This is a genomic window from Halobacillus halophilus (assembly GCF_020171985.1).
Lineage (GTDB): Bacteria > Bacillota > Bacilli > Bacillales > Halobacillaceae > Halobacillus > Halobacillus halophilus_A.
In genome coordinates this window covers 222,881-242,181 of sequence record NZ_JAIVAL010000003.1, presented here as the reverse complement: position 1 = coordinate 242,181, position 19,301 = coordinate 222,881, and the positions used below count along the sequence as shown (strand labels likewise).

Here is a 19,301-nt window from a genome sequence, read left to right as displayed (position 1 = left end):
AAAATTAGTGCGCTTTTTTGGTAGCGCTTACAATTTTAAAAGGAGGAAGATTAATTGAGACATGTGATCCGTCGGTCCACCACCGTTTTGACGATTGCTCTGTTAATTCTGACTTTGTTTCCGTCTTATCCAATGGCTGAGCAGGGGGGAGAGGAGAGCCAAGGAACTTCACTTGATCCATACCGGTCACAATTTCATTATTCACCAGCTGAAAATTGGATGAATGACCCGAATGGATTGGTCTATTATGACGGGGAATATCACTTATTTTATCAGCATAACCCAACGGGAAATCAATGGGGGCCGATGTACTGGGGCCATGCGGTCAGTAAGGATTTAATCAACTGGGAGGAACTCCCTATCGCGTTGTATCCGGATGAAAAAGGATATATCTGGTCAGGGAGCGTAGTCGTAGATAAACAGAATACCGCAGGGTTTCAAACGGGTGATCAAGCACCTATGGTCGCTGTCTTCACTCATGAAAAAGCCGGACACCAAACCCAGAGCCTTGCATACAGCAATGATAAAGGACGAACCTGGACAAAGTATGAAGGAAATCCAGTCATGGAAATGCCCGAAGATTCGGACGTTTTTAGAGATCCAAAAGTATTCTGGCATGAAGGAACTGGTCAATGGAACATGGTCGTGTCCGCGGGGCAGAGCATCGAATTCTACCAATCTGATAACCTGAAAGATTGGCAGCATACTGACACATTCGAACGTCCGGCAGATGCGAAAGGGGTTTGGGAGTGCCCGGATCTTGTAGAACTGTCCGTTGATGGAGATGGAAATGAAAAGAAGTGGGCGCTCACGATGAGTGTAAGTGAAGGTTCTTCTGCCGGGGGTTCTGGTATGGAGTATGTGGTGGGAGATTTTAATGGTGAATCTTTTACAACAGAAATGAAGCCGCTTCCTTTAGATTATGGGGCAGATATGTATGCTGGAGTAACGTGGAATAACCTGCCGAAAGAGGAAGAACGGACGATTATGCTTGGCTGGATGAATAATTGGCAGTATGGGCAGGACATACCGACGGAAGACTTCCGAGGAGCGATGTCCATTCCGCGGGAATTGAATCTTCGTACAACAGAAGATGGAACCTACCAGCTCCAACAACAGCCTGTAGCTGAATTTGACCAGCTGAGAGGAGAAACCGTAGAGCGAAAAAATGAAGTCGTGAAAGAAGGAAGTCAAAAGATCGGAGATTCTGTTAATGACTTGCTAGAAATAACCGCATCTTTTGATATCACTCAGTCCTCTGCGGATTCTTTTGGGTTTACATTGACGAACGAAAACGATCAATCGACGACGATTGTTTACCACACAGATGAGGAGAAGATCGCAGTGGACCGGACTTCATCAGGGGAGAGTGACTTCTCACCTGAGTTTGCAGCCGTCCACGAAGCGCCGATGAAAGTGGAGGACGGGAAAGTTCAAATGAGAATTCTTCTGGATCGGTCGTCTGTAGAAGTGTTCGGGAATGAAGGGACGACTGTTCTGACCGACCAGATATTCAGAGACGAGTCGCCTTCCACGCTGGAAATGTTCAGTACTGGAGGAGAGGTGTATCTTAGTCAATTGAAGGTTACGGATTTGAACAAGGCGAACGTGGAACCTATGAAAAGGACGACACCTGAAGACGTTCCGAATACCTTGGAAAATGGGAACTTCGAAACCGGCGATTTAACAGGATGGACGGCGAGCGGAAGTGCCTTCACCCATGGCGTTTCTCAAACAGAAATGTATTGGGACGGCAAACCTTTTGAACAGGAAGGGAAGTACCATCTTTGGGGTTTTTCCGAGAATGTGAGTGATTCCGATTTCCGGACAGGAACGCTTCAATCGGATCTTTTTCAATTAAGCGGAAAAGGGCAGGTTGAATTCTTGATCGGAGGTGGGCAGGATAAGGAGCGCTTGTATGTAGCTCTTGTCCGAGCGTCAGACGGGAAAGAACTCTTCAAAGCAACAGGGGCAAATGACGAGAAATACCGGCGCGTCTCCTGGGATGCCAGTGCCTACCTTGGTGAGACGCTTTACTTGAAAGTCGTGGATTACCATAATGATGGATTCGGTCATATTAACGTCGATGATTTTCAGGTGTATTCAGAAGGAGAGCCGATTAGAGATGATCTTGAGAATGGTGGCTTTGAAACGGGTGATTTAACAGGGTGGACCGTCATGGAGGGAGATGCTTTCAGTCCGGCTGAGGTAACCAATGATACGGATTGGGGCTGGGGAGGCCCGTTTAACCATGAAGGTAACTACCATCTTTGGGGCGCTAAAGAAGGTGGCGATGGTCAAACCGGAGTCCTGCGTTCCTCTTCGTTTATTTTATCTGGAACAGGGACGATTTCTTATTTAATTGGTGGTGGAAACGACCCTGATGACTTGTATGTAGCCCTTGTACGGGCGGAAGATAATAAAGAATTGTTGAAGGCAACCAATACCGAATGGAACGACTCCGAAGAATATTCGAAAGTCGTTTGGGATGCTTCAAAGTATGTAGGTGAAGAAGTGTATTTGAAAGTTGTAGACAACTCTACAGAAGGATGGGGACATATCAATGTAGACGACTTCCAAGTGAAGCAAACCGGTCCGCTTGCTCATTGGTCATTTGATGAACAAGAAGGAAAAGTTACGAAAGAGGAAGTCAGTGGAGAGTTCGACCCTGTGCAGTACGTGTTTAATAACGCGGAGTATAAAGCATCCTCTGATCCGTTGTGGAAGCCTGGTTTGGTAGGGAATGCTTTGTTATTTGATGGGTATTCCACGTGGGTGACGCATGCGGACGAACAATTTGTCCAGCCCGAAAATGCCGTTACGATAGAAGGATGGGTAGCTCCACGAGCGTATGAGTGGGGAGATCTTAATCAAATATCCGCGATCGTTAACCAGCATGATAAGTCAAAAGGGGAAGGGTTTATTTTAGGAATGGGCCGTCACGGGAAACTTTCCTTCCAGGCAGGCATTAACGGCGAGTGGCAAGAGGTTTCCACTACTCCTGAACAAAGATTGGAAAAGGATCAGTGGTCCCATGTGGCCGCTACTTTCGATCGGAATGACCAATCGATGAAACTTTACTTGAATGGAGAGCTCGTCGGCCAGACAGAAACCCCAAATGGAAGGATAACAACGTCCAGTGAAGACCTGCTAATTGGGAAACACAATCAGGCGGCAGTAATTAATGGCGTGTTTGAGGCGAATATGTTTAATGGTTTGATGGATGAAGTGAAAATAGCAAATGAGGCGAAGACGGCGGAAGAGATTCAGCAAGAGTATCAGTCAATGGTAGAGAGCTTTGAGGGTCAATCGCTCCCTGAACCATCCATGGACTGGGACCGCACGCGTTATGACGGCGACCAATATCGACCACAATATCATTTCATGCCTCCGGAACATTGGATGAACGAACCGCACGCACCGATCTATTATAAGGGGAAATATCACATTTTCTATCAAAAGAACCCACAAGGACCGTATTGGCACCATATTCATTGGGGACATGCGGTTAGTGAGGATATGGTGCATTGGGAAGAGCTTCCTACGGCCCTTGCACCTGACGCGGGCACGGTGGCTCCAGACGGGGTATGGTCCGGCAGTGCGACGCTCGATGAGAACGGGGAACCGGTCTTATTCTTCACGGCAGGGGATGACAGCAAATTCCCGAATCAAATGACGGGGCTTGCCGTTAGTGAGGACCCAAGCGATCCTGAATTGAAGGAATGGCGCATGCTTGATGAGCCCGTAACGGTACAGGAAGAAAACCTTCCAGCAGAAGAGGGCGAAGTGATGTATGGACAGTTCCGTGATCCATTCGTTTGGAAAGATGGAGACACATGGTATCAGCTGATGGGATCAGGAATTGATCAAGTGGGTGGAACAGCGCTGTTATATTCTTCGAAGGATTTGGAAAACTGGACCTACGAGAAACCTTTCTTTACCGGAGATTCAGAAGCCTATCCAAAAACGGGTGATGTATGGGAACTACCCGTCTTTCTCCCGCTCGGAAAAGATGAATCCGGAGAAGAAAAATATGCGTTCTTTATCAACCCATGGTTCGATGGATACAGCCCGCATAATGTCAAATACACCTTCTATTGGGTGGGCACGTGGGATAAGGAAAACTTAGAGTTTGTTCCAGATCATGAAGAACCGAAAATGTTCGACTATGGCGAGCATTTCACTGGGCCAAGCGGCATGGTCGATGAAGACGGAACGCCGATTTTATTCAGCATTGCCCAAGACAAACGAAGCGAGCAAGAACATTATGATGCAGGCTGGGCGCACAATGCTGGACTGCCTCTGGAACTTTCCTTGAGAGACAATAACGATCTCGGATTGCAGCCAATAGAGGAACTGGAATCTTTAAGAGAGGAGTCACTTGTATCCTTTGAAAACAAAGGAATGAAAGAAGCGAATGAGTTGATTCAGGATGTGGAAGGCGACATGCTAGAAATCATCTTAGACGTCGATCCGAAACAAGCGGATAAAGTGGGTATTAAAGTACGTCAAAGTGAAAATGGCGAAGAAGAAACGCTCGTATATTATGATTCCACGGAGGAAACGTTTGCGATTGACCGGAATCAATCCAGCTTGGACCCGGATGTGAGTAAAGGCGTCCAAGGGGGAGAACTGAAATTGAACGGCGACCGTTGGCAGCTGCATCTTTATTTGGATCGTTCGATGGTTGAAGCATATGCCAATGGACAGAAGAGCATCACTTCCCGCGTCTATCCGACAAGGTATGATTCGCTTGGCATAGAGCTTTGGAGTGAGGGAGGCGACCCAGAGATTGTGTCCATGGATGTCTGGACAATGAACGGAGCTTTCGGAGAGACTGACCCTGTGTATGAAAAAGAAACTGAAACGGTCCCACCACATGGCGAGCTTGAAAACCATAGTTTCCAAACCGGTGACTTAACGAGCTGGAACATCGTAGAAGGAGATGCCTTCTCGGATGCGCATGTCACAGCGAAGGACGATTGGGGCTGGGGCGGCCCGTTTGACCAGGCCGAAGACCAGATAGACCCTGAGCGTCACCACCTTTGGGGATTCCTTGATTCAAGCGGTGGCGACGCAGCCACAGGGATCTTAGAATCACAGATTTTTGAACTTGGCGGAAATGGTAAGATTGACTTTTTGATTGGCGGTGGCCATAACATCGATCAACTATCTGTCTCCCTGATCCGTACCTCGGACGGGAAAGTACTGAAGCAAGCGACAGGAAGAAACCAGGAAACATACCGTCGTGTCGAATGGGATGCTTCTGAGTATGTGGGAGAAAACCTCTTGATTCGCATAACAGACAAAGCAGAAGGAGGATGGGGGCATATCAATGTAGATGACGTCAACGTCCCCGTCGCCTTGAGTGAAGAGGAGAAACTGCTCGTGCAGCTGAAGGCGATGGAACTGCAAACTGGAAAAGACCTTGATGAGAAGATTGAACTTTATCAGGATGCAGAAGAAAGTATAGAAGGGAAAGGAGAGACATTGACTTTCATCAAGAACGAAATGATAGACTTTCTTGAGAAGAAATTGACCTTGAAGAAAAAAGATTACACGCTCAGTTCAATCCAGCTTCACTTTTATGTGAAGCATGCGATTGAGGAAACAGGAGCCCAACAACCTTCCGACGCAGGAAAAGTCCAGGGGTATGTGATGAAGAAAGTGAACAAACATGCGACAGGCAAAGAAGTTCGCAGTGTTATTGAGAAATACTTGAATTAAAGGAAAAGGTTCTGTTCCAGACGGGGACAGAACCTTTTTTTGAGCAAGCATTATCTTGTAAAGTGCATTTTATCACCTGTAAATATGGCTGAGACTCAGTGCGTAATGTTAAAGAAACCGGGACAAGAGGCTGTCACGTATTCAGTTCTAAAACGGGGGGCATTTGTTCAAAAGGAGCATATGCTTTATTGGTGAAAAATTTATATGAAAGGGATAGGTAAGTTTCTTGTTCTATATATAGGTTTTTTTAACCTTAAATTTTATTATGAATGGAAATTTAATCCAAATGTGGTTTGTTATGTAGGTCTAAGGGAATATATTATTCAAAAGAACTTAGGGTGCTTGCAGATTCATCGGTCAATAAGGGGAGAGATTATGAGGGATAATAGCTTAAAAGGTTTACTCATGTTAGGTTCTTTACTAGGAATTATTGGACTTATCTTTATCTTCTTTAGCCATGATCTTGGGACGAGCTTAACAAATACCCTGGTGGCAGGATCTGATTACGCTGCATCGACTTATGAATCTAAAGTTAAAACAAACACCCTTATTATTTTAGTAACTGGAATTATACTTTCTGTAGTTGGTCTTTCTACAGTGGTCTTTGCTCTTTATAAAATGGAAAATATTAAATACTAGGTGGGCAGGTGTATTTGTCTTCTCTTAAATTAAAGGCATAATGAAAAAAGAGAGCATAAAGCTCCCTTCTCATTAGATATTTAAATGCAAAACGTGTTGAGGGCCTTTAGTTCCTTCATAAATGTGGTTTTGATCAACAAATCCTGTTTTTAAGTACAGGTTTATGGCTGCATTATTTCTTTTATTAACCCCAAGAACGACTTCATTAATGTTTGGAAGAACTTCTCTTACAAAAGAGGGGAGTAATCTCAAGCCTTCTTTAGCCAGCCCATTTCCTTGAAACTTCGAGTTAATCGAGAATGATGTTAATACTCTAGCTTTTGGGTTATCACTATAACGCTTAACTTTCTCTCCATCCTCCAGTGCAAAATATCCTACTGGTTCATTATGATACAGTATTAAAACATGAGTAGAATTCTTCGTCACACTTGGATTATAAATTTTGTCCAATGGTAGACTTGTGAAATATAATTGTTCTTCGGGAATATAATAATCGGATAATTGATCCTTATATGTATCCTTATACTCAACTAGCGATATGGATGAATGCAGTGTTTCGGTCCCCATAATTCTCCCTCCATTTTTGTGATTTAAATTCATTATAAACTTTGGGGAAAATTCAAACAAAACTTGGACTGTAAATGAGAAAGAAGTTTTTAATGGGGGACTACTCTTCAACGCGTTAACCTTTATTTCTTATTAAAAAATAGCGGGGGTTGCAATAAGCTATTCGGTAGGTGATTGCATTGAAAATAGCTAAAAAATCCTTAAGAATTTTGTTAATTATCCTGATGGCATTCTACTTAGCAACTAAAGTGGCTAATTGGAATAGTAGCACCGATCTTTTTTTATTTCTGTTAGCTTTAATCGTCATCACTTATGAGTTTATTTCGATTAAAGAAGGAGAAAGTGTTATAGGCTATGTGAATACAGGACTTGCTATTATTCTTCTAATAACATCTGGTATTGTATTATTCATATAACCCCCATAGACTTTTTATTTAATAAGTACCTAATGAATAATTCTTATAAATGGCTTCAAGCTTTTGACGTTACCCTTTCAAATAGCCCCTCCATACGAGTAGTCACTTTTTTATTAAATAGGATTAATTTACAATTTGTATAGTTTCTCCTGTGAAATTATTTTTAACAAGAGGGTGAACAATTATTATTGGCGATAAGTTTACTTGCAGTAATTGTAGAAGAGAAGTGGAAAAAGATGAGAAGATAGCCATTATTACTACACCGAAAAAGCTAAATGGATGGTCTTTCTTAAAAAGCTGGGGTACCGAACAGATTATGTACTGTTCAAGATGCTTTGAATTGGAATAATATAGAGCACTATTTCTGGGAGGGTCTCAAAACTAATGTTCGGAGGGGACGCATGAGTTATAAAAAACGGTTGTTATACGCGATAGGCATGGCTGCATTAATGTCTATAATCTCTCTATTACTAAGCTTTATTAACCATGATGGTATATACAGCAATCATTTAATAGGAACTGTAATAGCGGGAGTGATTATAGGTTATTGGTTTGTACCATTTTCCCTAAAGAAGAAATCCCGCAATTCTAAATGATCTTTAATTGTAGTAGACTTTTGATAATGTCTCGAAGTTTAAAATAGGGGTAGTATTTGAGGAGAAAAAGTTCACATGGAGGGTATGATTTGGTCCAAATTAAAGGTAATCAAGTTCTTTTAAAGGAAGCAGCAGAACGTGATATAGATGAGTTATATTTCTGGAAATATGAGGATGAAGAACAAGAAGCTAAAAAATGGAATGGACCATACATAAGTGAAGAAAAAATATCGAAGGCGGAATACAGAAGTCATTGGGCACAAGAAATTCACCCTGGTCTACCTGCTTCTTTAGTTATATTAGTAAATGGTAAAGCGATTGGCTATGTTGGTTCTTATTGGGTAGATAAAAATACGGATTGGTTAGAGACAGGTATTGTTATATATGATAAGAATTATTGGAATGGCGGCTACGGCAGTGAGGCCTATGCTCTTTGGACTGATCATATTTTCCAAAATACGAGATTACATCGCCTGGGAATGTCTACTTGTTCAGGAAATAGAAGAATGATTAAAGTTGCTGAAAAGTTAGGGATGAAAGAAGAGGCGAGAATTAGAGAAGCCAGGAACGTAAATGGTCATTATTTTGATGCTGTGAAAATGGGGATATTACGAAGAGAGTGGGATTTTATTCAAAGCTGATACCTTCTTTTGCATGCGAAAATGTCTCGATTTGGAGGCTTCTGCTATACAATTGCCTCTTTTGAATATCAAAACTTTTCCTTAGAACAATCGTCTCATTACTAAAAGGAGGTTAATAGTGAGTCGAATATTTATTTCCACGTTCCTTCTAATTATTCCTCTAGTGTTGTCAGGGTGCTTGAATGAAGAAGATAACACAACAAACTCTTCAGAAATTTCTTCTAAAACACCACCTGACTTAAGAATCGAGGTGGGTGATACTACCGTTAAACCGGTGCGTGGCACTTATAATTGGAGTTATACGAAGAAAGATGGGACCTCTACCAGCAAGCATGCTGCTTCTGCAGCTCCCCCCGTGTTAGTGAAGGAGCAACAAAGCGTTATAGTTACTCCCGATTCAAAAGTTAATCTTTATTTCGATGAAGAACCCAAGAGTTATAAAGTGAAAATATGGGACCCCGAAAAAAATGAAGTGAAACGTAGTTACGAAGAGGTGGTCATTCCACAGGAAGATGGTAAAGTAATTTATGAGATTCTTGCTAATTGGGAGCATGGGAAGGTCAGTTTTGCATTTTCGTTACATGTAGATTCTAAATAAACTTTCATGAATATAGACCTTGAATTTAAATCTTAAACTATCGGGCGATAGCTGCACAGTAAGCGTGGCTATCGTTAAGTATGCCAATGGAACAGGCTGGCAGGACACGACGGCAGGAATAAAACGGGCCTCCTTACGCACACTATAAAGAAAAGGGGGAGCGCCTTGTGAAAATCGCGATTATCGGAGCAGGACTTGCCGGTCTTTCATGTGCCGTGACATTAGAGAAACATGGGCATTCTGCTGATATTTTTGAACATCAAAATGAAATAGGTTTTCGCTATGACATTGCGCAATTAATAACGCCTATTCTTCACACACCCATCAAGGACTCGGTGAAATTCTTTTCGGAAACATATGGTATCGACTTAAAGCCTACCAATAATGTACAGAAAATATATGTCCATTCCGAAAACGAATCTGCCTATGTAGAAGGAAATATCGGTTTTATCAATATGCGGGGCGAATATGAGGAATCCTATGAGAAACAATTAGCCCAACAGCTGGTTCATAGCAAAATCCATTATGACAGCAATGCGACTTATGAAGACCTCTCAAAAGAATATACCCATGTGGTATTATCCACAGGCGATCCGCAGGATATACAGCAAATTCAAACATATGACATAGCATTAGCTTCTGCTTTTGCCGGTGCTATCGTCAAAGGGGACTTCGTCCGTAATGAGGTACATACCTGGTTCAATAACGATTTTGCTCCAAAAGGTATGGGTTACTTGCTGCCTCACTCCGAAACAGAAGCGACTCTCGTCATCGTCTATCCGCAATATGAAGATGAGTGGTTACAAAAAAGAAATGAGTTTTGGAACGTAATGGTGAAGCAAGCCTCCCGTACTTTAAACCAGGAAATTATAATTGAAAAAGAATTTACGATCACCGATTACATGGTAGGAAAGTGTTATTATCCTCGAATCGGCAACACGTTCTTTGTTGGCAACTGTTTTGGAGCGACAACTCCATTCTTAGGATTTGGGCAGACGGGGTCTATTCTTAGCGGCATTTACGCAGCTCAGGACATATGCGGGCTTGGGGATTATGAAGAGCTATGTAAACCGCTCTATGAGGATTATGATGATTCCCTTGTACTCCGCAGAGCGATTGAAAGCCTGAGCAATCATCAAATGGATTTAGTGACTAAATCTCTTCACAATTCGATGGTGAGGAAAATGGTCACCGACTCGAACTTGAGTGTTTTGAAAGGGCTCAGCCACTTGTTGAAGCCTTTTACGTCGAAATAACGAATACTTTCCTTTTAAAGAATGAAAGAGCCTGACTCCATATTATAGGAGGTCAGGCTCTTTTGTATAAAAAATGGCTCAAATTATTATGCCAAATTCATTATGTTTCTTATCAACATTCACAGTATCCTCTATAGCGCATTTATAATCGTGGCGTGAGCTTCTCAAGCGCCTTAGAAGATGCTCGATCATTATAGGCTTCAGCGGTAAAGTATATTACTATAGGGGGCAATAGTATTTTTAAGTTAGTCTGCCTTTTCGCCAGTAGTTTTAAGGGTTATTTTTCCTGTATAGTCTCTCCAAATTTATTACAAGCTGTTGATTCTCTTTTGACCAGCTTTGCCGGCAGCAAAATCTCCTGATATGGCTCGTCTTTGTTTTCCATTCTCCAAAATAACTTTTTAACGGCACTTTGACCGAAAGCTTTAAAATTAATATCCATGGAAGTAATGCCTGGTGTCGACAACTGAGCTAATTGCCCGTTATCAAAACTACATACAGAAGCTTCCTCAGGGACTTTAATACCGTAAATTTGCAGTCCTGAGTTGACATGGTAACCGAGGCCATCATTGACGCAGAACCATGCTGTAGGTTGATGTTCTAATTGAGAAATATAATGGTTGATGACATTGGCATTCTCGGGTGCATCTGTGAATAGAAATTCTTTCTTGGTTTTGATTCCGTATTCCTTGCATGCTAGCATATAACCTTCTAACCTCTCTTGATAACTTGGTGAGTATTCCACATCTCCAATAAATGCAATCTTCTCATGCCCTAATTCTATTAAATGCTTGATAGCGTTGTATGCGCCAAATCTGTTGTTCGTCAGGATTGCATCTGCTTGAATGCTGGGGTGATGGTGATCAATTAAGACAGTGGGAATACCTGTGTCGATCACCTTGTTAATATACTCATTACTAATGTGAGAGAGTATAAGTATGCCGTCCACTTGTCCATTTTCGATAAAAGAAGGAAGTTTTAGTTTCTCTTTGGATTGCTTGTTGATGGATTGAATTAATAAGTTTTTGTTTCGATTGTTTACTTCTTCTTCTACACTTAAATATATTTCCCCGAAAAAACTCTTCATAGAGAAAGCAAATTCAGACGCAATTAAAGCAATGTTACCTGTTTTCTGCTCATTGGGTAGTGAGGGTTGTGAAGAACGACTGTATCGATAACCTTTTTCTTTAGCTACTTTATGGACAAGACTTCTCGTTTCTTCACTCACGCCTGGTTTACCTGACAGCGCCTGAGACACGGAATTCTTCGATATGTTCAGATGATCTGCGATGTCCTGCATGGTCACTTTCTTCGCCATATTTAGTCAACCTCTCTGTCTATTTCAAATATCTTGTATTAACAATAAATTGTAACGTTACTTTTAATATACTTAAATCACTTGATTAATTCAATGTTTATGAGTTTTTCATAAAAAACTTTAAATGACATTGACTTTACATAGAATGAAGTTATAATTGTTTGTAAGGTTACTTATTTGGATTAATTCAGTTTTTGTAATGTGACAAAAGCATGTATTTTTTATTTTTTGATCCTTATGAAAGGGCTTACAAAAAACAATTTAATGAGGAGGTCTTGAATGGTATGGAAGTTAACAGGTTTAAAGATAACCCGATTATAACACCGGATGATGTCTCACCCTATCATGAGAGCCATGAAGTTATCGGAGTGTTTAACGCAGGGATAGCAGAGTATAAAGGGGAGACACTCATGCTGCTTAGAGTAGCTGAGCGTCCCTTAAGTCAAAATAACAATATAGTAAAAGCACCTATTATTGATTTTTCTAATAACGAAAATACATTGAAGCTAATCGAACTGGATCGAAAGAACCCCGCGTACGATTTCTCGGACCCACGGACGGTTCGTCTTCGTCAAAAGGAAGAAACGGCATTTTTAACGTCATTATCTTATATACGATTGGCTAGAAGTAAAGATGGACAGAATTTCACCGTAGATGAACAGCCTTTTCTCTATCCAGAAGCTGAGTTAGAAGCTTGGGGGATCGAGGATCCAAGAGTAACTCAAATCGAAGATACATATTACATTCAATACAGCGCTGTATCCGAAAAGGGAGTGGGTGTTGGATTAATTTCTACAAAAGATTTTAATTCTTATGAAAGGCATGGACTCATTCTCCATCCTGAAAATAAAGATGTCGCTATTTTCCCGGAACAGATAAACGGTAAATATTACGCCTTGCATCGTCCGGTTCCTAAAGGGATTGGCCGTCCAGAAATCTGGATCGCAGAATCAGACAACCTGCTTCACTGGGGAAATCACAAACACTTGCTTGGTTTACGGGAGGGTAGCTGGGACAGCGGGAGAATTGGGGGAGGAGCTGTGCCTTTTAAAACCGATAAAGGTTGGCTTGAAATTTATCATGCGGCGGATACTGAAGATCGTTACTGTCTCGGGGCAGTGCTACTTGATCTTGATAACCCAGCAAAAGTTTTAGCAAAAACCGATAAACCAATTTTAGAACCGAAAGCGGACTATGAAGTTAATGGCTTTTTTGATCAGGTGGTTTTCACCTGTGGAGTAACATTACAGGATGACAGAATCCGCATTTATTATGGAGTGGCTGATACATCGATGGCACTCGCTGAAATAAGTTTAAAAGAACTGTTAGCTGAATTGACGTATGAAAAAGTTCCTGAGAGTGGGGGGATTTAATGATTTATACGGTTTCTAACCTGTTAACTGAGTATAGAAAGCACCCTAAAGTTTTGGATAGTGATAGGATTCTGTTTACTGGAGTCGGTGAACGTGATGTATATAACATTACCGCCCCTTTTCTTGATGAAGGGGAATGGGTGATTGCAGCGAGAGTTGAAGGGCGCCTCACGGAGGATTCCGATGTAATCTTTTTTGTTAGAGAAAATGATGTTTGGTCTCCGCGTAAAAATACCGCTAGTTATAACCTGCAAGATCCTTTTGTTAGTAACATTCATGGCCAGCTCGTGTTCGGTGGAGTTAAGATTTCTCCCCATCCGACTAACGAAGGAGCTTTGACTTGGAAAACCGTCTTCTATAAAGGAGATTCGATCAACAATCTTCGGCTTTTTGCCGAAGGGCCAGAGGGCATGAAGGACATTCGCCTCTTGCAATTAGAAGACCATCAAATTGGAGTTTTTACACGCCCCCAAGGGGAAAAAGGAGGACGTGGAAAAATCGGCTATACAGAAGTAAAATCACTCGAACAGCTCTATGCTTCCTTAATTGAAAATGCTCCCCTCGTTGACGCTCATTTTACAGAGCAAGAATGGGGCGGGGCCAACGAGCTCCACTTACTTGAAAATGGAGAAATTGGTGTCCTTGGCCATATCGCAAGTTTTGATGAACAAGGGAACAGGCATTACTATCCGTTTACCTGTATCTATGAACGAAGAACGAATCAATTCGTTGATATGAAGATTATCGCTACTAGAAATGATTTTCCGGAAGGCGAAGCCAAGCGGCCAGATCTGCAGGATGTTTTGTTCAGCGGAGGATTGATACAGCTGGAAGATGGAAAGGCAGAGCTTTATGTGGGAGTGAGCGATGCTGAAGCACATAAAGCAGTTATACTTAATCCATTTACAAGAAAATGAATGCGATTACAAACTTGGAAGGGGAGAATAAAATGAAAAAGTTATGCTTCGTGTTACTTCTTATGATTAGTGGATTGATCGTGTCGGGGTGTCAGTCAGATAGTGGTGGAGGGGAAGGCAGCTCAGACGGCAAAGTGGAGTTTGAGTTCTGGGCAGCACCTAACCCGACTCAGGAAGCTTTTTGGGAAGATATGGCTCAACAGTATATGGAGGAAGAGGATGGAGTAAGCATAAATGTTACTCCTATGCCAGAAAGCCCTTCTTCGGAGGCTGGTATTCAGTCAGCCATTGCAGCAGGAAATGCTCCGGCCATTTCAGAAAATATATCTAGAGGATTTGCAGCTCAATTAGCTGCTAGTAGTGCCATTGTTCCTTTCAATGAATTTGAGGGGTACGAGAAGTTAATTCAGGAACGGCAAATGGAAGAAACTATGTCCTCATGGACGTTTACGGATGATCAACAATTCGTACTTCCAGTTTATTCGAACCCTATGTTATTCGCTTGGAGAACCGATATCTTAGCGGAACTTGGCTTTGATGAAGCTCCTCGCACCTATGATGAAGTATTAAAAGCGGGGGAAAAGTTAAAGGAAAAATATCCTGAGAAATTTCTTTGGTCAAGAGCAGACCTTGTTAAACCGACATGGCATGCGCGGTGGTTTGATTTCTTCATGTTATATAATGCGGCTTCGGATGGAAACAACTTTGTAGAAGATAACAAATTAGTCGCCGATAATGAAGCGGCAGTCGAGACATTTAAATTCTTTAGTCAAATGGCTGAAGGGGATATGCTATTGACTCGTGAAGCAACAGATCCATTTGAGTCAGGTGATTCCATTATGATGGACATTGGTCCGTGGACGTTCTCTTACTGGGACGAGAAGTTCCCAGAAATGGTGGAAGGCGAAACGTATGAGCTTACCATGCCGCCCGTACCTAGTGAAGAAGGAACAGAAAATCCTAAAACGTTTGCTGATACGAAAGGTTTGTCGATTTATGCTTCAGCAACAAAAGAACAACAACAAGCTGCATTTGATTTCGTGAATTGGGTATTCTCTAAGCCTGAAAATGATTTAGAGTGGTTTGAAAAGACGAACCTCCCGCCAGCTCGAGATGACTTAGCGACGAACGATGCTTTTACTGAATTCTTGGAGGAGAATTCAGAACTGAAGAAGTATGCTGATAATATTCCAAATGCTGTACCTCCTATTGCTAGTGAGAAGACGGCAGAGGTTCAAGAGTTAATCGGAACGGAAGGGTTAAATCCAGTTGTTAAGGGAGAGAAAGATGCGGAACAGGCTTGGGAAGATGTAAGGAACGCCATTGACGGGGTGTTGGAGTAGATGGAAAAAAGTACTGCGAGGTTGGGGTGGCTATTTGCCAGCCCTTACCTCATCTATTCCCTCATATTTTTCTTATTCCCGTTACTGTGGGCAACTTATTTAGCTTTTACCAACTGGAATTTAATTTCGCCAGACTATGAGTTTGTCGGCATTTCAAACTTTATTGAAGCATTTTTTAGTGAAAGTGTCAGAGCAGCCTTTTTCGTTACTTATAAATTCTTAGGAATGTTTGTCCCGATTGCTGTAGTTGGAGCTTTAATGCTTGCGATGATCATCCATACGCTTCCAAGATTTAAAGGTTTGTTTTCCGTTGCCTTCTTTTTACCTTACTTAGCTTCTGGGGTAGCTTCAGCTATTGTCGTGAATGGTGTGCTTTCCTACAATAGTCCATTTAATATTTGGCTGCGAGGCACATTCGGTCTTGATATTGATTGGCTGGGATCTTCCATATTGGCCCCTCTAATTATTGCTCTTATGATGGCCTGGAAATTTGCTGGGTACTATGCCCTTTTATTTGTCGCAGGTCTAGAAAGCATCCCTAAAGATATCTACGAGGCAGCCGAAATTGATGGAGCTGTGGGGTTCAAAAAGTTTTGGTACGTCACATTGCCTATGCTTTACCCATCCTTTTATACGGTTACGATATTGGCAGTTGGACTAATGTTTGGAATTTTTACTGAGCCTTACGTCTTAACAGGTGGAGGTCCTGACTTGGCGACTCATACATGGCAGTTAGAAATTTATAGCCAGGCGTTTGAACGACTTAATGCAGGTTATGGAACAGCTATTGCCGTTATTAATTCCATTGTCACGTTTGGTTCCATTCTAGTATTTCGTAAAATTTTAGAGAAATGGGGTGCCAGACATGGCTGGGAATAATAAGTTCAAATTAACGTGTCTATATATATTAGCTTTCGGCGTACTTATATTGATGATCGCCCCTTATATTTACATGGTTCTAGGTTCCTTTGCCGCCTGGGATCAAGTCGATCGAAAAATTATCCCGACTGAATTCACCTTGCGTTCGTATGAATGGTTATTTTTTGGAGGGGAAGGGGCCAATGCCAGACCATGGATGCGGTCCTTTTTTAACAGTATTTTCGTAAGTACGACCTCAGCTGTATTAATGATTGTCACCGCCTTATTCGTCTCATATTCCTTAGCAAAGCTTAAATTTAAGGGGAATCGAGTTATTAATAATGTAATTCTCTTTCAAATGTTTTACCCGGCAGTTATTTTGTTGATTCCGTTGTTCTTAATTATTCGTTACTTTGGAATGTATGACACCTACTGGGCAATGATTCTGCCTAAAGCCGTAAACCTGTGGGCAATTTTTATGTATACGAACTTCTTTAGAGGGTTGCCGGATGAACTGATCGAAGCGGCTAAAATCGACGGAGCCAGCCAATGGAAGATTGTTTGGAAGATTGTCCTACCGATGTCGAAATCGATTACCACAATTATCTTCCTTTTCGTTTTTATGGAGAGATGGGTGGAGCTATTATGGGATATGATCGTAGTGAATAGCGAAGATATGCTGACACTTAACGTATTGTTAGCTCAAATGTTCGGTCCTTATGGGGGGTATCCAGGACCAATGTACGCAGCATCGGTGCTGTTAACGCTGCCGATTCTTATATTATTTATTATCTTTAGTAAGAACTTCAAGAAAGGCATGCAGTTTGTGTTGAAGTGATGGTATATACAAGGTATGCGGCGGCTTACGGGTAAAAAAAGGAGGAGAGACGTATTGCACAGATTGGATTACAGCTGTATTCGTTAAAGGATTTAACGGAGCAAGATTTTTTAGGAACATTGGGTAAGGTCTCTGAAGTGGGTTATGATGGCGTCGAGTTTGCTGGATATTTTGATACACCCAGTCTTGAATTGAAGAAGACTTTGGACAACTTAGGTTTAAAGGCAGCGGGTAGTCATATTGGAATTCACGATTTGGAGAAGAATTTAGAGTCTACGATTCAGTATTCTCTTGAGATCAACAGTCCTTATATTATTTGTCCCGGGCTTCCGAAACAGTATAGAAATAATGCAGATTCCTATAAGCGGACGGCTGAGTTATTTAATAAGATTGGAGAGACGTGTGGTGAGCACGGATTGTTATTCGGTTATCACAATCATCACGTGGAATTTGAAAAGCATGGTGGGGAATACGGATTAGATATTCTAGTAGACAATACCGAACGTAACAATCTTTTTATCGAGTTTGATACCTATTGGGCAGAAGTTTGTGGACTGAAATCATTGGATTTTATGGAGAAATACGAGGATCGTTGTAAAATTCTTCATATGAAGGACATGAACGATTGGGATGATCAAAAAAATGTTGAAGTAGGCACTGGAGTTATGAATTTTGCAGCCATTGTAGAGCGTGGTCGAGCGCATGGAATCGACTGGTATACTGTCGAGCAGGAGGAATATGAACAAGATTCCCTTAAAAGCGTGGAGCAAAGCTTGGAATACTTACGTGGAATTGTGTAGGAGGTTAAAGTTGTGGCGAAAGTACGAATTGGAATTATCGGATGTGGTGGGATAGCAAATGGAAAGCAAATGCCAAGCTTAGCCAGGCTTGATAAAGTGGAGCTCGTGGCATTTTGTGATTTAGTCGAGGCTCGCGCTACAGAAGCAGCAGAAAATTATGGTATGCGTAACGCACAAGTTCATGCGAATTATCGAGATTTATTGGAAGACACGTCTATTGACGTAGTTCATGTATGTACACCGAATAAATCTCATGCTCGCATTTCTATTGATGCTTTAGAAGCGGGAAAACATGTGATGTGTGAAAAGCCAATGGCGATAACCGCTACAGAAGCAAGAGCCATGGTTGAAGCAGCAAAACGAACAGGAAAGAAACTTTCTATAGGTTACAACAATCGATTTCGTAATGACTCCCAATACTTAAAACAAGTTTGCGAGAATGGGGAACTCGGTGAAATCTATTTTGCCAAAGCTCACGCCATCCGCAGGCGCGCGGTTCCGACTTGGGGAGTGTTTTTAAATGAAGAAGAGCAAGGAGGTGGACCACTAATTGATATAGGCACCCACGCTCTGGATCTGACATTATGGCTGATGGATAACTATGAAGTGAAGAGTGTCATGGGAAACGTTTACCATAAGCTATCGGATAAAGAAAATGCAGCCAACGTATTTGGTCCATGGGATCCAAAAGAATTTAACGTAGAAGATTCCGCCTTCGGTTTCATTACCATGAAAAATGGAGCGACGGTGATCCTCGAATCAAGTTGGGCGCTAAATACGCTTGATATCGATGAAGCGAAAAGCACACTATGCGGAACAGAAGCAGGAGCGGATATGAAAGATGGGTTAAGGATTAACGGAGAAAAGTATGGAAAACTATATACTACTAAGCCAGAGCTTGACACTGGTGGCGTAGCCTTTTACAGCGGTGATGATGAAAGTGACAGTGATCGCGAAGCTAGGTTGTGGATTGAAAGCATTTTGAATGATACGGATCCTGAAGTGACACCCGTACAGGCGGCAGTGGTAAGTGAGGTGTTGGAGGCGATATATGAATCGGCGAGGACAGGGCAGGTGATTTATTTATAGAAGTTTGTTGTGCTCACCTAGAGGGTCCTCATGTGAAATGATTTAGAGTGCTACGAATAAGAGTGCAGGCTTCAAATCCTGCACTCTTATTTATGATTTAAAATGATTTTGGTGTGATACGATGATCTTAAAAGGATCGAGTATCAATAGAAGCTGGAAAAATAAGAGGATTAAGTGATCATCGCAGTATGGCAGTGTGATCGGACCTTTCAATATTTAGTTAATTGTGAGTTCGACGGTGGTGGGTGCACATGTGCGTGCTAAAATGTAAAAAATGGTAAAATAAAAGCGGCTTGAGTTAGTGAGGAATTGGATGTAATACATA

The 19,301-nt window shown here is 41.8% G+C and carries 15 protein-coding genes; 13 read left to right on the top strand and 2 right to left on the bottom strand.

What is annotated here, in order from left to right; translation table 11 throughout:
• Nucleotides 1–63: 63 nt before the first annotated feature.
• Nucleotides 64–5,727, top strand: a complete 5,664-nt coding sequence (locus tag LCM11_RS08110; protein WP_224893833.1) for a GH32 C-terminal domain-containing protein — start codon at nucleotides 64–66, stop codon at nucleotides 5,725–5,727.
• 375 nt (nucleotides 5,728–6,102) lie between these two features.
• Nucleotides 6,103–6,366, top strand: a complete 264-nt coding sequence (locus LCM11_RS08105) for a hypothetical protein (RefSeq protein WP_224893741.1) — start codon at nucleotides 6,103–6,105, stop codon at nucleotides 6,364–6,366.
• A gap of 72 nt (nucleotides 6,367–6,438) precedes the next feature.
• On the opposite strand, the gene LCM11_RS08100 is transcribed toward LCM11_RS08105, so the two are convergent.
• A complete protein-coding gene (locus LCM11_RS08100) occupies nucleotides 6,439–6,933 on the bottom strand; it encodes a GNAT family N-acetyltransferase (RefSeq protein WP_224893740.1) in 495 nt (164 codons plus the stop codon).
• A gap of 179 nt (nucleotides 6,934–7,112) precedes the next feature.
• Here LCM11_RS08100 and LCM11_RS08095 point away from each other — a divergent pair, with 179 nt between their 5' ends.
• The 4 genes from LCM11_RS08095 (at nucleotide 7,113) to LCM11_RS08080 (ending at nucleotide 10,440) form a co-directional block, all read left to right on the top strand.
• Nucleotides 7,113–7,349, top strand: coding sequence for a hypothetical protein (locus LCM11_RS08095; protein ID WP_224893739.1), 237 nt, complete (start codon nucleotides 7,113–7,115; stop codon nucleotides 7,347–7,349).
• 685 nt (nucleotides 7,350–8,034) lie between these two features.
• Nucleotides 8,035–8,586, top strand: a complete 552-nt coding sequence (locus tag LCM11_RS08090) for a GNAT family N-acetyltransferase (RefSeq protein ID WP_224893738.1) — start codon at nucleotides 8,035–8,037, stop codon at nucleotides 8,584–8,586.
• Nucleotides 8,587–8,704: 118 nt separating this feature from the next.
• Nucleotides 8,705–9,184 carry a hypothetical protein gene (locus LCM11_RS08085; RefSeq protein ID WP_224893737.1) on the top strand — a complete coding sequence of 160 codons (480 nt, stop codon included), beginning with the start codon at nucleotides 8,705–8,707 and terminating at the stop codon, nucleotides 9,182–9,184.
• 167 nt (nucleotides 9,185–9,351) lie between these two features.
• Nucleotides 9,352–10,440 carry an NAD(P)-binding protein gene (locus tag LCM11_RS08080; RefSeq protein ID WP_224893736.1) on the top strand — a complete coding sequence of 363 codons (1,089 nt, stop codon included), beginning with the start codon at nucleotides 9,352–9,354 and terminating at the stop codon, nucleotides 10,438–10,440.
• A 277-nt stretch (nucleotides 10,441–10,717) separates the two neighbouring features.
• Here LCM11_RS08080 and LCM11_RS08075 read toward each other — a convergent pair whose 3' ends face one another.
• Complete coding sequence (locus LCM11_RS08075) at nucleotides 10,718–11,758, bottom strand: substrate-binding domain-containing protein (RefSeq protein WP_224893735.1); 1,041 nt, start codon at nucleotides 11,756–11,758, stop codon at nucleotides 10,718–10,720.
• Between the two features lie 284 nt (nucleotides 11,759–12,042).
• On the opposite strand from LCM11_RS08075, the gene LCM11_RS08070 reads away from it, so the two are divergent.
• The 7 genes from LCM11_RS08070 to LCM11_RS08040 all read left to right on the top strand — a co-directional run bounded on the left by LCM11_RS08070 (nucleotide 12,043) and on the right by LCM11_RS08040 (nucleotide 18,976).
• Nucleotides 12,043–13,131: a glycoside hydrolase family 130 protein gene (locus LCM11_RS08070; protein WP_224893734.1), complete on the top strand. Its 1,089-nt coding sequence runs from the start codon at nucleotides 12,043–12,045 to the stop codon at nucleotides 13,129–13,131.
• Nucleotides 13,131–14,048 carry a DUF1861 family protein gene (locus tag LCM11_RS08065; RefSeq protein ID WP_224893733.1) on the top strand — a complete coding sequence of 306 codons (918 nt, stop codon included), beginning with the start codon at nucleotides 13,131–13,133 and terminating at the stop codon, nucleotides 14,046–14,048. The genes LCM11_RS08070 and LCM11_RS08065 overlap by 1 nt, the downstream gene beginning before the upstream one ends.
• A gap of 32 nt (nucleotides 14,049–14,080) precedes the next feature.
• Nucleotides 14,081–15,391 carry an ABC transporter substrate-binding protein gene (locus tag LCM11_RS08060; protein ID WP_224893732.1) on the top strand — a complete coding sequence of 437 codons (1,311 nt, stop codon included), beginning with the start codon at nucleotides 14,081–14,083 and terminating at the stop codon, nucleotides 15,389–15,391.
• Nucleotides 15,392–16,270 carry a carbohydrate ABC transporter permease gene (locus LCM11_RS08055; protein ID WP_224893731.1) on the top strand — a complete coding sequence of 293 codons (879 nt, stop codon included), beginning with the start codon at nucleotides 15,392–15,394 and terminating at the stop codon, nucleotides 16,268–16,270. It abuts the gene before it with no gap.
• Nucleotides 16,257–17,087: a carbohydrate ABC transporter permease gene (locus tag LCM11_RS08050; RefSeq protein ID WP_224893730.1), complete on the top strand. Its 831-nt coding sequence runs from the start codon at nucleotides 16,257–16,259 to the stop codon at nucleotides 17,085–17,087. Before LCM11_RS08055 ends, LCM11_RS08050 begins: the two co-directional genes overlap by 14 nt.
• A gap of 119 nt (nucleotides 17,088–17,206) precedes the next feature.
• Nucleotides 17,207–17,887, top strand: a complete 681-nt coding sequence (locus LCM11_RS08045) for a sugar phosphate isomerase/epimerase family protein (protein ID WP_224893729.1) — start codon at nucleotides 17,207–17,209, stop codon at nucleotides 17,885–17,887.
• A 12-nt stretch (nucleotides 17,888–17,899) separates the two neighbouring features.
• A complete protein-coding gene (locus LCM11_RS08040; protein WP_224893728.1) occupies nucleotides 17,900–18,976 on the top strand; it encodes a Gfo/Idh/MocA family protein in 1,077 nt (358 codons plus the stop codon).
• Nucleotides 18,977–19,301 lie beyond the last annotated feature (325 nt).

Bases quoted from the DNA above. Each gene is read 5' to 3' on its own strand.
- LCM11_RS08105 (WP_224893741.1), top strand. From the start codon at position 6,103: ATGAGGGATAATAGCTTAAAAGGTTTACTCATGTTAGGTTCTTTACTA.
- LCM11_RS08070 (WP_224893734.1), top strand. From the start codon at position 12,043: ATGGAAGTTAACAGGTTTAAAGATAACCCGATTATAACACCGGATGAT.
- LCM11_RS08055 (WP_224893731.1), top strand. From the start codon at position 15,392: ATGGAAAAAAGTACTGCGAGGTTGGGGTGGCTATTTGCCAGCCCTTAC.
- LCM11_RS08060 (WP_224893732.1), top strand. From the start codon at position 14,081: ATGAAAAAGTTATGCTTCGTGTTACTTCTTATGATTAGTGGATTGATC.
- LCM11_RS08100 (WP_224893740.1), bottom strand. From the start codon at position 6,933: ATGGGGACCGAAACACTGCATTCATCCATATCGCTAGTTGAGTATAAG.
- LCM11_RS08065 (WP_224893733.1), top strand. From the start codon at position 13,131: ATGATTTATACGGTTTCTAACCTGTTAACTGAGTATAGAAAGCACCCT.
- LCM11_RS08075 (WP_224893735.1), bottom strand. From the start codon at position 11,758: ATGGCGAAGAAAGTGACCATGCAGGACATCGCAGATCATCTGAACATA.
- LCM11_RS08050 (WP_224893730.1), top strand. From the start codon at position 16,257: ATGGCTGGGAATAATAAGTTCAAATTAACGTGTCTATATATATTAGCT.